The organism is Pseudomonas sp. UBA6753 (genome assembly GCF_002453565.1).
GTDB classification, from domain to species: Bacteria; Pseudomonadota; Gammaproteobacteria; order Pseudomonadales; family Pseudomonadaceae; genus Aquipseudomonas; species Aquipseudomonas putida_Z.
This window is the reverse complement of sequence record NZ_DKHD01000002.1, coordinates 282,470-294,872: the sequence shown is the minus strand read 5'-3', so window position 1 is coordinate 294,872 and position 12,403 is coordinate 282,470. Positions and strand designations below refer to the sequence as shown.

Below are 12,403 nucleotides of genomic sequence, written 5' to 3'. Positions count from 1 at the left end.
CACAAGGCTTAAGGCCAGTGGAGAACCTGTGGGAGCTGGCTTGCCGGCGATGAGGCCATCAAAAGCAACCCACCCTGCGGAAAATCCACCTCTATCTCAGGGGCGACGCTCGAAGTTCTTCGCCGCTGCAGCCGCCAGGTCCGGTGGCAGAAAGTCCTTGTCCGGGTTGTAGTCTGGCTTCAGGTACCGCTTGAGGTCCTGCAGGTCCTGCGGGCTCAAGGTGCCGGCTGCCTGCTTCAGGCTCAGGTTGTCGAGGATGTAGTCATAGCGGCTGTTGTTGTAATCGCGTACCGAGGTGTACAGCTGACGTTGGGCGTCAAGCACGTCGACGATATTGCGGGTACCCACCTGGTAGCCGATCTCGGTGGCTTCCAGCGCGCTCTGGTTGGAGATGATCGACTGCTTGCGCGCCTGCACCTGTTCCACGTCGGTGTTTACCGCGCGGTGCAGGTTGCGGGTGTTTTCCACCACCTGGCGGCGCAGGCTTTCACGCTGCTGCTCGCTCTGGCTCAGGCGCTGGTAGGCCTCGCGCACCTGCGAACTGGTCAGGCCGCCGCTGTAGATCGGGATGTTCAACTGCAGGCCGATGCTGGTCTGCTCGACGTCGCCGCTATAGCGCGTGACGGGGGCCGGTGCGGGGTTGGTGAAACCGAAGTTGTCGTTGTCACCCTTCTGGTACTTGGCAACTGCGTCCAGGGTCGGCGCGTGGCCGGCCTTGCGCTGGCGCAGGGTTTCCTCGGCAGCGACGACCGCGTGGTTGGTGGCCAGCAGGTTGAGGTTCTGGCGCCCGGCGGTTTCGACCCAGGCCTTGGCATCGTTGGGCGTAGGGACCTGCACCGGCAGGGTATGGACCACGCCTTGAATCGATGTGTATTCCCGGTTGGTCAGGGTCACCAGGGCCTCGAAGGCATCCTGTACCTGGCGCTCGGCAATGATCCGGTTGGCCCGGGCCGTGTCGTAGCTGGCCTGGGATTGCAGCACGTCGGTCTTGTCGGAGAGGCCGACGTCGAATCGTTCGTTGGACTGGTCCAGCTGGCGCTTGAAGGCAGCTTCCTCGGCCTTGGTCGCGGCCAGGTTGTCCTGGGCACGGAGCACGGCGAAGTAATTCTGCGCGGTTTGCAGGATCAGGTTCTGTTCGGTCGCCGACAGCTCCAGCGCTGCCTGTTCGTTGACCGCCTCGGCCGCCTGCAACTGGAACCAGCGGTCAGCGCGGAAGATAGGCTGCGCCAGGGTCGCGCTCCAGGTATTGCCGCTGCGGTTGCTGGTGGCCGATGGTTCGTCCAGCTTGGTGCGGGTGTTCAGCATTTCGGCACCGGCCGAAAGGTTGGGCAGCAACCCGGCGCGAGCCTGCGGTACCACTTCACGGCGGGCGCCGTAATCGGCGCGGGCCGCAGCCAGGTCAGCGTTGTTGTCGACCGCTTCCTGATAGACGCTGACCAGGTCGGTTTTCACTGTAGTGGGCACGTCCGCTGCCCAGACCACTCCGTTGGACGCACAAGACACGGCTATTGCCAGTGAGAGTTTGCGCAGCATAGAGGCAATCCTTGTACGAAATTGAATTACTGAACTGTTGAGTATCGAGCGATGGGCCAGTGTAGTGCCATGCGCACCCGGCAACAATCGCTCGGGGTGCCTTTCATCATCCGCGCATTTACCTGCTTGGCTTTGCCGACCACTCCAGTCTAGACTGCGCATGTTCTTGTCGGGGTGCCTTGAAGCAAAGGCTGAGATCGCAAAGTTGCGGATCCCGTTGAACCTGATCAGGTTAGCGCCTGCGTAGGGAACAAGATTGCTCGCCTTCCCGGGGAGCCTCTTGTGCCAGGTCCGGGAATGTCGCAGCTGCATGCAGCTTCAGGCACCCCCATATCCGGCACTGCACCCATCAAGGGTGCGTCCGCGCCTTTCAGGTTCACCCCGACATTCCACTGCTAGGAAGCCGTCTGGAGAGCCTGTGATGACCAAACAAGAAAAAGCGATCAACCTCAGCGAATCGGCACAAGTCGATCAGCAGTCCGTGCAACCGTTCCCGCGTTCGCGCAAGGTGTATGTCGAAGGCTCGCGCCCGGACATCCGCGTGCCCATGCGTGAAATCAGCCTGGACGACACCCCGACCGATTTCGGTGGCGAGTCCAATGCCCCGGTGCTGGTCTACGATACTTCCGGCCCGTACACCGACCCCAACGTTGTCATCGACGTGCGCAAGGGCCTGGCCGACGTGCGTTCGGCGTGGATCGAGGCACGCGGTGACACCGAGCGCCTGGCTGGCCTTAGCTCCGACTTCGGCCAGCAGCGCCTGAACGATGCCGAACTGGCCAAGCTGCGTTTCGCCCACGTGCGCAACCCGCGCCGTGCCAAGGCGGGCGCCAACGTCTCGCAGATGCACTATGCCCGCCAGGGCATCATCACCGCCGAGATGGAATACGTGGCCATCCGCGAAAACATGAAGCTGCAAGAGGCACGCGCCGCCGGCCTGCTCGACGAGCAGCACGCCGGCCACAGCTTCGGGGCCAACATCCCGAAAGAAATCACCCCCGAGTTCGTTCGCCAGGAAATCGCCCGTGGCCGCGCGATCATCCCGGCCAACATCAACCACCCGGAAGTGGAGCCGATGATCATCGGCCGCAACTTCCTGGTGAAGATCAACGGCAACATCGGCAACAGCGCCCTGGGTTCCTCGATCGAGGAAGAAGTGGCCAAGCTGACCTGGGGCATCCGCTGGGGTTCGGACACGGTCATGGACCTGTCCACCGGCAAGCACATTCACGAAACCCGTGAGTGGATCATCCGCAACTCGCCGGTGCCGATTGGCACCGTGCCGATCTACCAGGCCCTGGAAAAGGTCAACGGCGTGGCCGAAGACCTGACCTGGGAGCTGTTCCGCGACACCCTGATCGAGCAGGCCGAGCAGGGTGTGGACTACTTCACCATCCATGCCGGCGTACTGCTGCGTTATGTGCCGCTGACTGCCAAGCGTGTCACCGGTATCGTCAGCCGTGGTGGCTCGATCATGGCCAAGTGGTGCCTGGCACACCACAAGGAAAACTTCCTGTACACCCACTTCGAAGAAATCTGCGAAATCATGAAGGCCTACGACGTCAGCTTCTCGCTGGGCGACGGCCTGCGCCCCGGCTCGATTGCCGACGCCAACGATGCCGCGCAGTTCGGTGAACTGGAGACCCTCGGCGAGCTGACCAAGATCGCCTGGAAGCACGACGTGCAGTGCATGATCGAAGGCCCCGGCCACGTGCCGATGCAACTGATCAAGGAGAACATGGACAAGCAGCTGGAATGCTGCGACGAGGCGCCGTTCTACACCCTCGGCCCGCTGACCACCGATATCGCTCCTGGCTACGACCACATCACCTCGGGCATTGGTGCGGCTATGATCGGCTGGTTCGGTTGCGCGATGCTCTGCTACGTCACGCCCAAGGAGCACCTGGGCCTGCCGAACAAGGATGACGTGAAGACCGGCATCATCACCTACAAGATCGCCGCTCATGCCGCCGACCTTGCCAAGGGCCACCCAGGTGCGCAGATTCGTGACAACGCCTTGTCCAAGGCACGCTTCGAGTTCCGTTGGGAAGACCAGTTCAACCTCGGCCTGGACCCGGACACTGCCCGTGCCTACCACGACGAGACCCTGCCGAAGGAGTCGGCCAAGGTCGCGCACTTCTGCTCGATGTGCGGGCCGAAGTTCTGCTCGATGAAGATCACCCAGGAAGTGCGTGAATACGCCGCCAAGATCGAAACCGTGGATGTGACGGTCGAGCAAGGCATGCGTGAGCAGGCCGAGCGGTTCCGCCAGGAAGGCAGCCAGCTGTATCACAAAGTCTAAGACGCAGCCTTACCCTGTGGGAGCGGGCGTGCCCGCGAACAAGGGCGAAGCCCTTGCCATGCACCGCGGTGCCTGCTTCGCGGGCACGCCCGCTCCCACAGAATGCTGTGTGCAATTCCTAATTCTTCCGGCGAACATAACAATGACTACCCCCAGCCAATTCTCCCCCGACCACCCTGTCCCCACCGCCCAGCGCATCTTCGGCGCGCGCGACCTGTTCTCGCTATGGTTCTCCCTCGGCATCGGCCTGATGGTGCTGCAGGTCGGCGCCATGCTGGCCCCTGGCCTGGGCCTTGCTGGCGCGGTGCTGGCTATCGCCCTGGGCACCGGTGTGGGTGTGCTGCTGCTGGGGGCTGCCGGTGTCATCGGCAGCGATACCGGCCTGTCGGCCATGGGCACGCTGAAACTGAGCCTGGGCGGCCACGGCGCGCGTTTGCCGGCGCTGCTCAACCTGCTGCAACTGGTGGGCTGGGGCGCGTTCGAGATCATCGTCATGCGCGATGCCGCCAGCCTGCTGGGCGCGCGGGCGTTCGGCGAAGCCAGCGCCTGGAACAGCCCTGTGCTCTGGACCCTGTGCTTCGGCGCCCTGGCCACCCTGCTCGCGGTCGGTGGGCCGCTGGCGTTCGTGCGCAAGGTGCTGCGCACCTGGGGCATCTGGCTGCTGCTGGGCGCTTGCCTGTGGCTGACCTGGAACCTGTTCGCCAAGGCCGACCTGGCGGCACTGTGGGACCGTGCCGGTGACGGTTCGATGTCGCTGGCCGTGGGCTTCGACATCGCCATCGCCATGCCGCTGTCGTGGTTGCCGCTGATCGCCGACTACTCGCGTTTTGCCCGTAACGGCAAACATGTATTCGGCGGTACGGTGGTGGGCTACTTCATCGGCAACACCTGGCTGATGAGCCTGGGCGTGGGCTACACCTTGGCCTTCGCCGGCAGTGGCGAAGCCAACGCCCTGCTGCTGGCCCTGGCGGGCGCCGGCATGGGCATTCCACTGCTGCTGATTCTGCTGGACGAGTCGGAAAAGGCTTTTGCCGACATTCACTCGGCGGCCGTTTCCACCGGTGTGCTGGTGCGCCTGAAGGTCGAGCACCTGGCGCTGGCCATTGGCGTGCTGTGCACGCTGATTGCCTTGCTGGCGCCACTGGCACAGTACGAGAACTTCCTGCTGCTGATCGGCTCGGTGTTTGCACCGTTGTTCGGTGTGGTATTGATGGATCATTACGTGATCCGTCGCCGCCGCTTGCCGGCACAGGTGCATGGCTTGCACTGGCAGGCACTGCTGGCCTGGGCGGTGGGCGTTGCCGCGTACCATCTGATCGCCGCGCAAGCGCCCGACCTGGGTGCGACCCTGCCGGCATTGCTGCTGGCAGGGCTACTGCACGGGCTGTTGAGCTTCAGCCGCGGCCGGGAAACAGCTCGGGCTTGAGCACGCCATTCAGGCGTGGGTACGGGATCTTCAATTCCACGTGGCCCATGGAGTAGGGCGCGATGGAATAGACCTCGTACTTGACCACCACCGCGCCGTACGTCAGGGCGATGTGCGGCGACTGCTTGAACGGCCAGGTCTTGATGAACTCGGCGTCCTTGTCCATGCCTACGCTGATCAGCCAGGCGCGGTGCGACTCCTCGACGGTTTTCCAGAAGGTGTCTTCCTGGCCAGGCACCAGCATGTCCTGCAGGGTCAGCACCTTGTCCAGCTTGCGCGAATAGTTGATGAAACCACGCCCGGGCATGCCATGGGCGCCGCCGCTGTCCAGGTAGCTGGACAGTTCGATGATCACCAGTCCGTCATGCTGCTCGCGTACCTTGGCCTGAAGGTAGCTGCTGTTGCGCTTGTCGGCACTGGCCAGGTAATGCTGCTCGTAGGCTTGCAGGCTGGTCGGTGCGTTGCCGCGCTGGTTGTCTTCGGTCAGTTGCAGCAGGCGTTTCTCGACGATGCCATCGAGCTTGGGCAAGGCCGGGAAGTGGATCATGTCGATGTTCACCAGCGGGCAGTCGCTTTCGCTGCAGCCGGGTTTGACATGCTCCCAGGCATCACGCTTGACCTCGAGCGGCGCCCGGTAGTTGGGCGTGAACAGGCTTTGGCAGGCACCCAGGGCCAGGGCCAGCACAGCCACGGAAGTCAGTTTGACAAGTGTCATGAGGATCCTTGCAGAACAGGGAAAAGTCGGCCTTTGACCGTCTGCGCGGCCTTCAGTTCGCCACTAAGCTAACAGAGAGAAGGCGCGCTGTCCCGAGTGCGCGAACGGTTGCTGGAAAGGGGTGAAACCGGCAGGCGTGCAGAGTAGGATGGCGCGATGCGGTATTCGAGGTAATGAGGATTTCCATGTCAGACGCGTTGAACTCAGTGCCCAAGGGCTTCGAAATCATTGAGCGGGCCAACTGCTTCCAGGGCTTTTACAAGCTCGACAAGCTACGTCTGCGCCACGAGTTGTTTGCCGGGGGCATGGGCCGCGAGATCAGCCGCGAACTGTTCGTGCGCCATGATGCGGTGTGCGTGCTGCCGTACGACCCGTTGCGCGATGAAGTGGTGCTGATCGAGCAGTTCCGCGTCGGTGCTCTGGACAAGGTCGACAACCCCTGGCTGATCGAGATGGTGGCCGGGCTGATCGACAAGGACGAGCAACCCGAGGAAGTCGCCCACCGCGAAGCCGAAGAAGAAGCCGGCCTGGCCTTCAGCGCCCTGTGGCCGATGACCCGTTACTTCCCGTCGCCCGGCGGCAGTGACGAATACGTTCACCTGTTCCTCGGCCGTTGCAGCAGCGAAGGGGCGGGCGGCCTGCATGGCCTGGAAGAAGAGGGCGAGGACATTCGCGTGCGCGTGTGGTCGTTCGAGGATGCCATGCAGGCGGTGCGCGACGGGCGCATCTGCAACGCGGCGACCATCATCGGCCTGCAATGGCTGGCGCTGAACCGTGACGAAGTACGAGGTATGTGGAAGTGAACCTGCTGCGCGAGCGTTATCGGGTCGACCTGGTCGGGCTGCAGGCAGCCTGCGAGGCCAACTACGCCCGGCTGATGCGCCTGTTGCCCGACATGCGCACCACCCAGAGCTCGCGCCGCATCGGCATGACCCAGGGCGACCAGATGCTCGGCGTGCTGGTACTCGACGTGGTGCTGGCCTGCCCGTATACCACCACCCTGCACGTGCGCCAGGAGCACAGCCTGCCATGGTTGCCGGTGCCGCACCTGGAAGTGCAGGTGTACCACGATGCGCGCATGGCCGAAGTGGTCAGTGCCGAACACACCCGGCGCCTGCGCAGCATCTACCCGTATCCGAACGAGGCCATGCACCAGCCGGACGAAAAGGCCCAGCTCAACCTGTTCCTCGGTGAATGGCTGAGCCACTGCCTGGCTTGTGGTCACGAACTGGCGAGCGTTCGCTGAAGTGTGACGCAGGTCGTTCGTGGGTGTTTGCTCGCACCCGTTGTGCAGCCATAATTCGCGCTGAATCCGTTCGAGGAGACGGCCGTTGCCGCAGCCAGACCAATCGCGCCCCGTGCATGTGGTGCAACTGACCGATGCCCACCTGTTCGCCGACCCGGCCGGCAGCATGCTGGGCCTCAATACCCGTGACAGCCTGCGCCATGTAGTGGCCCAGGTACGGCGGGAGCAACCGCTTGTCGACCTGCTGCTGTGCACTGGCGACCTGTCCCAGGACGCCAGCGTGGCGTCCTATGAAGCGTTCCGTGAGCTGACCGAGCCGTTTGCCGTGCCCACCCGCTGGTTGCCTGGCAACCATGACGAGGCCCGAGTCATGGCGCAAGTGGCGCCGGAACTGGTACAGGCGGTGACCGATATCGGTGCGTGGCGCATCGTCATGCTCAACACGGCCGTACCCGGGGCGACGCATGGGCTGTTGGAGGGTGATCAGCTGGCAGTGCTGGAAGCGGCCTTGCGAGAGGCGGGTGAACGGCATTGCCTGGTGTGCTTCCACCATCAGCCGGTGGATATCGGCTGTGCCTGGATCGCGCCGATCGGCTTGCGCAACGCCCAGGCGCTGTTCGATATCGTCGAGGGTTATCCACAGGTGCGGGCGCTGCTGTGGGGGCATGTGCACCAGGAATGGGATGAAGTGCGCGACGGCCGTCGCCTGCTGGCCACGCCGTCGACCTGCATCCAGTTCGCGGCGCGCAGCGAGGACTTCAAGGTGAGCGAGGAGCAGCCTGGATACCGCTGGCTGCGCCTGCACGCCGACGGGCGGTTGGAGACCAGGGTAGAGCGGGCACTGGATTTCCAGGTGAAGCTCGACTTCGATAGCCCTGGTTATTGAGGATTTTGGGGCTGCTGCGCACCCCTATCGCGACACAAGGCCGCTCCCACAGGAGATCGCGTACCCCTGTGGGAGCGGCCTTGTGTCGCGATAGGGGCGCAAAGCGCCCCCGGCACTCTCAAAGCTGTTGAAGAATTTGTTGCTAAAACCCCTGTGCGGCGCCAAAACCCGGCGAACGCGCTACACTGCGCGTCCCTGCGCCCATATCACCGGGCGCGAAGCCACAGATTCCGGGGGCAGCATGTCGGGTTCCATCCTCTATATCCATGGCTTCAACAGCTCGCCACTTTCGACCAAGGCGCGCCAACTCGAGGCCGTGATGCAGCAACTGGGCCTGTCGGCCCAATTGCGGGTGCCCGCCTTGCACCACCACCCACGGCAGGCCATCGCCCAGCTCGAAGCGGCCATCGCCGAGCTGGGCGCGCCACTGCTGGTGGGCAGTTCGCTCGGCGGCTACTATGCCACCTGTCTGGCCGAGCGCCACGGCCTCAAGGCCCTGCTGGTGAACCCGGCGGTAACACCGCACAAGCATTTCGACGGCTACCTGGGCACCCAGCACAATCACTACACCGGTGAAGCCTGGGAGCTGACCCACGATCATGTGCAGGCCCTGGCCGAGCTGGAAGTACCAGCGCCGGTGGACGCCAGCCGCTATCAAGTGTGGCTGCAGACCGCCGATGAAACCCTGGACTATCGCCACGCCGAGCGCTATTACCGTGCTTGTGCGCTGCGCATCCAGGCCGGTGGCGACCACAGCTTCCAGGGCTTCGCCGAGCGCCTGCCGGCACTGCTGGCCTTTGCCGGCATTGCCCGTGGGCAGTACGCAGCGCTCGATTTTTCTGTATTTTGACTTTTTTGCATTCACCAGACTGACGACGAGACCCTATGGCCACTCCCAGCGCTAGCGCCTATAACGCAGACGCCATCGAAGTCCTCTCGGGCCTTGACCCGGTCCGCAAGCGGCCGGGCATGTACACCGATACCAGCCGCCCCAACCACCTGGCCCAGGAAGTCATCGACAACAGTGTCGACGAAGCCCTGGCCGGTCACGCCCGTTCGGTGCAGGTCATCCTCCATGCCGACCACTCGCTGGAAGTCAGCGACGATGGCCGCGGCATGCCGGTGGACATCCACCCGGAAGAGGGCGTGTCCGGGGTCGAGCTGATCCTCACCAAGCTGCACGCCGGCGGCAAGTTCTCCAACAAGAACTACCAGTTCTCCGGTGGCCTTCACGGCGTGGGCATCTCGGTAGTAAACGCCCTGTCGACCCAGGTGCGCGTGCGCGTCAAACGTGACGGCAACGAATACCAGATGACCTTCGCCGATGGCTTCAAGGCCAGCGAGCTGGAAGTGGTCGGCTCGGTCGGCAAGCGCAACACCGGTACCAGCGTGTACTTCAGCCCCGACCCCAAGTACTTCGATTCGCCGAAGTTCTCCATCAGCCGCCTCAAGCACGTGCTCAAGGCCAAGGCCGTGCTGTGCCCGGGCCTGCTGGTCAGCTTCGAGGACAAGGCCAGCGGCGAGAAGGTCGAATGGCACTACGAGGACGGCCTGCGCTCATACCTGGTGGACTCGGTAAACGAGTTCCAGCGTCTGCCTGACGAGCCGTTCTGCGGCAGCCTGGCCGGTAACAAGGAGGCGGTGGACTGGGCCTTGCTGTGGCTGCCAGAAGGCGGCGACAGCATCCAGGAAAGCTACGTCAACCTGATCCCTACCGCCCAGGGCGGCACCCACGTCAACGGCCTGCGCCAGGGCCTGCTGGATGCCATGCGCGAATTCTGCGAGTTCCGCAACCTGCTGCCGCGCGGCGTGAAGCTGGCGCCGGAAGACGTCTGGGAACGCATCACCTTCGTGCTGTCGATGAAGATGCAGGACCCGCAGTTCTCCGGGCAGACCAAGGAGCGCCTGTCGTCGCGCGAGGCGGCTGCCTTCGTTTCCGGCGTGGTCAAGGACGCCTTCAGCCTGTGGCTCAACGCCCACCCCGAGCTGGGCATGCAGCTGGCGGAGCTGGCCATCAGCAACGCCGGGCGCCGCCTGAAGGCCAGCAAGAAGGTCGAACGCAAACGCATCACCCAGGGCCCGGCACTCCCCGGCAAACTGGCCGATTGCGCCGGCCAGGACCCGATGCGCGCCGAACTGTTCCTGGTCGAGGGTGACTCGGCCGGTGGCTCGGCCAAGCAGGCTCGCGACAAGGAATTTCAGGCGATCCTGCCGCTGCGCGGCAAGATCCTCAACACCTGGGAAGTGGACGGTGGCGAAGTCCTGGCCAGCCAGGAAGTGCACAACATCGCCGTGGCCATTGGCGTCGACCCGGGGGCCACTGACCTTGCGCAGCTGCGCTACGGCAAGATCTGCATCCTTGCCGACGCCGACTCCGACGGCCTGCACATCGCCACGCTGCTGTGCGCGCTGTTCGTCCAGCACTTCCGCGCGCTGGTCGAGGCCGGGCATGTGTACGTGGCCATGCCGCCGCTGTACCGCATCGACCTGGGCAAGGAAATCTACTACGCCCTCGACGAGGCCGAGCGTGACGGTATCCTCGATCGCCTGGTGGCCGAGAAGAAACGCGGCAAGCCACAGGTCACCCGCTTCAAGGGCCTGGGCGAGATGAACCCGCCACAGCTGCGCGAGACCACCATGGACCCGAACACCCGGCGCCTGGTGCAGCTGACCCTGGACGATGTGCAGGCCACCTGCGAGCTGATGGACAAGCTGCTGGCCAAGAAGCGCGCGGGTGACCGCAAGAGCTGGCTGGAAACCAAGGGTAACCTGGCCGAGGTCATGGTTTGATTCGGCGGCTTCTGGCTGCCTGTCTGGCGCTGGTTGCCCTGCCGAGCCTGGCGGGCAACTGGCCAGAGTTGAAGCTGAGCGCCGAGCACCCGATCGAAGGCATGCGCGGTGGCAACCTGTCTGGCCTGGTGGAATGCCGGGGCGGGCTGTGGGGCGTGTCCGACCGCGACGACGACCGTATCTACCGCTTCGACCAGCAAAACCCGACCTGGCGCGCGCAGCCGCTCACCTTCACCCCGCCAGCGGTGCCGGAAAGTGGCTTGCCGTGGGGCCTGAAGTCGCGCAACTGGGCGGCGTCGTATATTCGTGGTGGCGAGCTGGATTTCGAAGGCATCAGCTGTGACCAGGCGGGTAACCTGTACCTGGTCAGCGAGGCGCATGCCGCGGTGCTGCAACTGGCGCTGGAAGGCGAAGCGGACTGGTTGAAGATCGACCCGGCCATGGTTCGTCAGGCCCGTGCCAGCGGCATGCTGCTGAACTTCAACGCCTTGTTCGAAGGCCTGGCGATCAACCCGGCGGGCGACCGCCTGTGGCTGGCCGCCGAGCGCGAGCGGCGGGGCCTGGTGGCCATCGAGCGCCAGCAATCGGTGTGGACCTGTGGCCGCAGCTGCGTGCTGCTGAGCGAGGCTGGCGTCGAAATGCAGCCGGCGCAGATGCCCAATGCCCAGGCACTGTCGCGCGACTTCGCTGACCTTGCCTGGTTCGAAGGCAAGCTGTTCACCCTCGAACGCAACGCATACCGGGTGTGCCGTCGGGATACCGACAGTGGCAAGGTCGAGCGCTGCTGGTCGTTCGCTGCCGATGCCCTGGTCGAGTCGCGCCGCTATCAACAGCCGTTTGGCCTGGCCGAGGCTCTGGTGATCGATGCCAAGGGCGCCTGGATCGGTGTGGACAACAACAACGGTGCCCGCGCCGATGGCGAGGCACGCCCGATCGTCTGGCGCTTCGATGCGCCGGAAGGCGGATGGAGCGCCAAGCCATGAGCCAGGCACCGGGCAAGCGGGCTGGCAAGGTATTGATGATCGTCGCCTGGGCGGCGGCGCTGTTCCTTGCCACGCGTTTCTTCGGCCAATGGGAAGACAGCCAGCGCAACCCCAATGCCCAGGTGCAGTCGTCGCATGGCGAAGGCTTTATCGAGGTGCGCCTGCTGGGCAACGGCCAGGGCCACTTCGTGATGGATGGCGCGATCAACGGCCAGGCGGTGCATTTCATGCTCGACACAGGTGCCACCGACGTGGCCATCCCCGAGGCGCTGGGCCGCGAGCTGGGCCTGGAGCGTGGCAGCCCGGTGCAGCTCAGTACCGCCAACGGCCGTACCGAAGGCTACCGCACGCGCCTGGCCAGCCTGCAGCTGGGGGATATCCGCCTGCAGGACGTACGCGCCATCGTGGTGCCGGGCCTGGATGGGCAGACCGTATTGCTGGGCATGAGTGCCCTGAAACAACTTGAATTTACCCAGCGCGGCGGCACCATGCTGCTGCGCCAGAACCTGAAATGACGAGGCC

At 64.2% G+C, this 12,403-nt stretch carries 11 protein-coding genes and 1 riboswitch; of the genes, 9 read left to right on the top strand and 2 right to left on the bottom strand.

What is annotated here, in order from left to right:
* Positions 1 to 96 precede the first annotated feature (96 nt).
* Entirely contained in the window at positions 97 to 1,533 is a 1,437-nt protein-coding gene (locus B2790_RS01575) for a TolC family outer membrane protein (protein WP_085587887.1), read from the bottom strand.
* A gap of 160 nt (positions 1,534 to 1,693) precedes the next feature.
* A riboswitch (TPP riboswitch) is annotated at positions 1,694 to 1,800 on the top strand.
* 154 nt (positions 1,801 to 1,954) lie between these two features.
* Here B2790_RS01575 and thiC point away from each other — a divergent pair.
* Positions 1,955 to 3,835, top strand: coding sequence for a phosphomethylpyrimidine synthase ThiC (thiC, locus tag B2790_RS01570; RefSeq protein ID WP_015272025.1), 1,881 nt, complete (start codon positions 1,955 to 1,957; stop codon positions 3,833 to 3,835).
* Between the two features lie 142 nt (positions 3,836 to 3,977).
* Complete coding sequence (gene cytX / locus B2790_RS01565; RefSeq protein ID WP_286918102.1) at positions 3,978 to 5,261, top strand: putative hydroxymethylpyrimidine transporter CytX; 1,284 nt, start codon at positions 3,978 to 3,980, stop codon at positions 5,259 to 5,261.
* Here cytX and B2790_RS01560 read toward each other — a convergent pair.
* Positions 5,230 to 5,976 carry an RsiV family protein gene (locus B2790_RS01560; protein ID WP_286918101.1) on the bottom strand — a complete coding sequence of 249 codons (747 nt, stop codon included), beginning with the start codon at positions 5,974 to 5,976 and terminating at the stop codon, positions 5,230 to 5,232. The two genes, cytX and B2790_RS01560, sit on opposite strands and share 32 nt — an antisense overlap.
* Before the next feature lie 185 nt (positions 5,977 to 6,161).
* Here B2790_RS01560 and B2790_RS01555 point away from each other — a divergent pair, with 185 nt between their 5' ends.
* The 7 genes from B2790_RS01555 (at position 6,162) to B2790_RS01525 (ending at position 12,396) form a co-directional block, all read left to right on the top strand.
* Positions 6,162 to 6,779, top strand: coding sequence for an NUDIX domain-containing protein (locus B2790_RS01555; protein WP_015272022.1), 618 nt, complete (start codon positions 6,162 to 6,164; stop codon positions 6,777 to 6,779).
* The gene (locus B2790_RS01550; RefSeq protein WP_016501905.1) at positions 6,770 to 7,222 is read left to right on the top strand and encodes a DUF1249 domain-containing protein; all 453 of its coding nucleotides are present in this window, start codon (positions 6,770 to 6,772) and stop codon (positions 7,220 to 7,222) included. The genes B2790_RS01555 and B2790_RS01550 overlap by 10 nt, the downstream gene beginning before the upstream one ends.
* An 85-nt stretch (positions 7,223 to 7,307) precedes the next feature.
* A complete protein-coding gene (cpdA, locus tag B2790_RS01545) occupies positions 7,308 to 8,108 on the top strand; it encodes a 3',5'-cyclic-AMP phosphodiesterase (protein WP_286918100.1) in 801 nt (266 codons plus the stop codon).
* A 241-nt stretch (positions 8,109 to 8,349) separates the two neighbouring features.
* Positions 8,350 to 8,958, top strand: coding sequence for a YqiA/YcfP family alpha/beta fold hydrolase (locus B2790_RS01540; protein ID WP_025340842.1), 609 nt, complete (start codon positions 8,350 to 8,352; stop codon positions 8,956 to 8,958).
* Positions 8,959 to 8,993: 35 nt separating this feature from the next.
* Complete coding sequence (gene parE / locus B2790_RS01535; RefSeq protein WP_015272020.1) at positions 8,994 to 10,898, top strand: DNA topoisomerase IV subunit B; 1,905 nt, start codon at positions 8,994 to 8,996, stop codon at positions 10,896 to 10,898.
* The gene (locus B2790_RS01530) at positions 10,895 to 11,881 is read left to right on the top strand and encodes an esterase-like activity of phytase family protein (protein ID WP_286918099.1); all 987 of its coding nucleotides are present in this window, start codon (positions 10,895 to 10,897) and stop codon (positions 11,879 to 11,881) included. The genes parE and B2790_RS01530 overlap by 4 nt, the downstream gene beginning before the upstream one ends.
* The gene (locus B2790_RS01525) at positions 11,878 to 12,396 is read left to right on the top strand and encodes a retropepsin-like aspartic protease family protein (protein ID WP_085663629.1); all 519 of its coding nucleotides are present in this window, start codon (positions 11,878 to 11,880) and stop codon (positions 12,394 to 12,396) included. The genes B2790_RS01530 and B2790_RS01525 overlap by 4 nt, the downstream gene beginning before the upstream one ends.
* Positions 12,397 to 12,403: the final 7 nt, after the last annotated feature.

Coding starts and splice junctions, on each gene's coding strand:
- B2790_RS01560 (WP_286918101.1), bottom strand. CDS start 5,976: ATGACACTTGTCAAACTGACTTCCGTGGCTGTGCTGGCCCTGGCCCTG.
- cytX (WP_286918102.1), top strand. CDS start 3,978: ATGACTACCCCCAGCCAATTCTCCCCCGACCACCCTGTCCCCACCGCC.
- B2790_RS01525 (WP_085663629.1), top strand. CDS start 11,878: ATGAGCCAGGCACCGGGCAAGCGGGCTGGCAAGGTATTGATGATCGTC.
- B2790_RS01575 (WP_085587887.1), bottom strand. CDS start 1,533: ATGCTGCGCAAACTCTCACTGGCAATAGCCGTGTCTTGTGCGTCCAAC.
- thiC (WP_015272025.1), top strand. CDS start 1,955: ATGACCAAACAAGAAAAAGCGATCAACCTCAGCGAATCGGCACAAGTC.
- B2790_RS01540 (WP_025340842.1), top strand. CDS start 8,350: ATGTCGGGTTCCATCCTCTATATCCATGGCTTCAACAGCTCGCCACTT.
- parE (WP_015272020.1), top strand. CDS start 8,994: ATGGCCACTCCCAGCGCTAGCGCCTATAACGCAGACGCCATCGAAGTC.
- B2790_RS01555 (WP_015272022.1), top strand. CDS start 6,162: ATGTCAGACGCGTTGAACTCAGTGCCCAAGGGCTTCGAAATCATTGAG.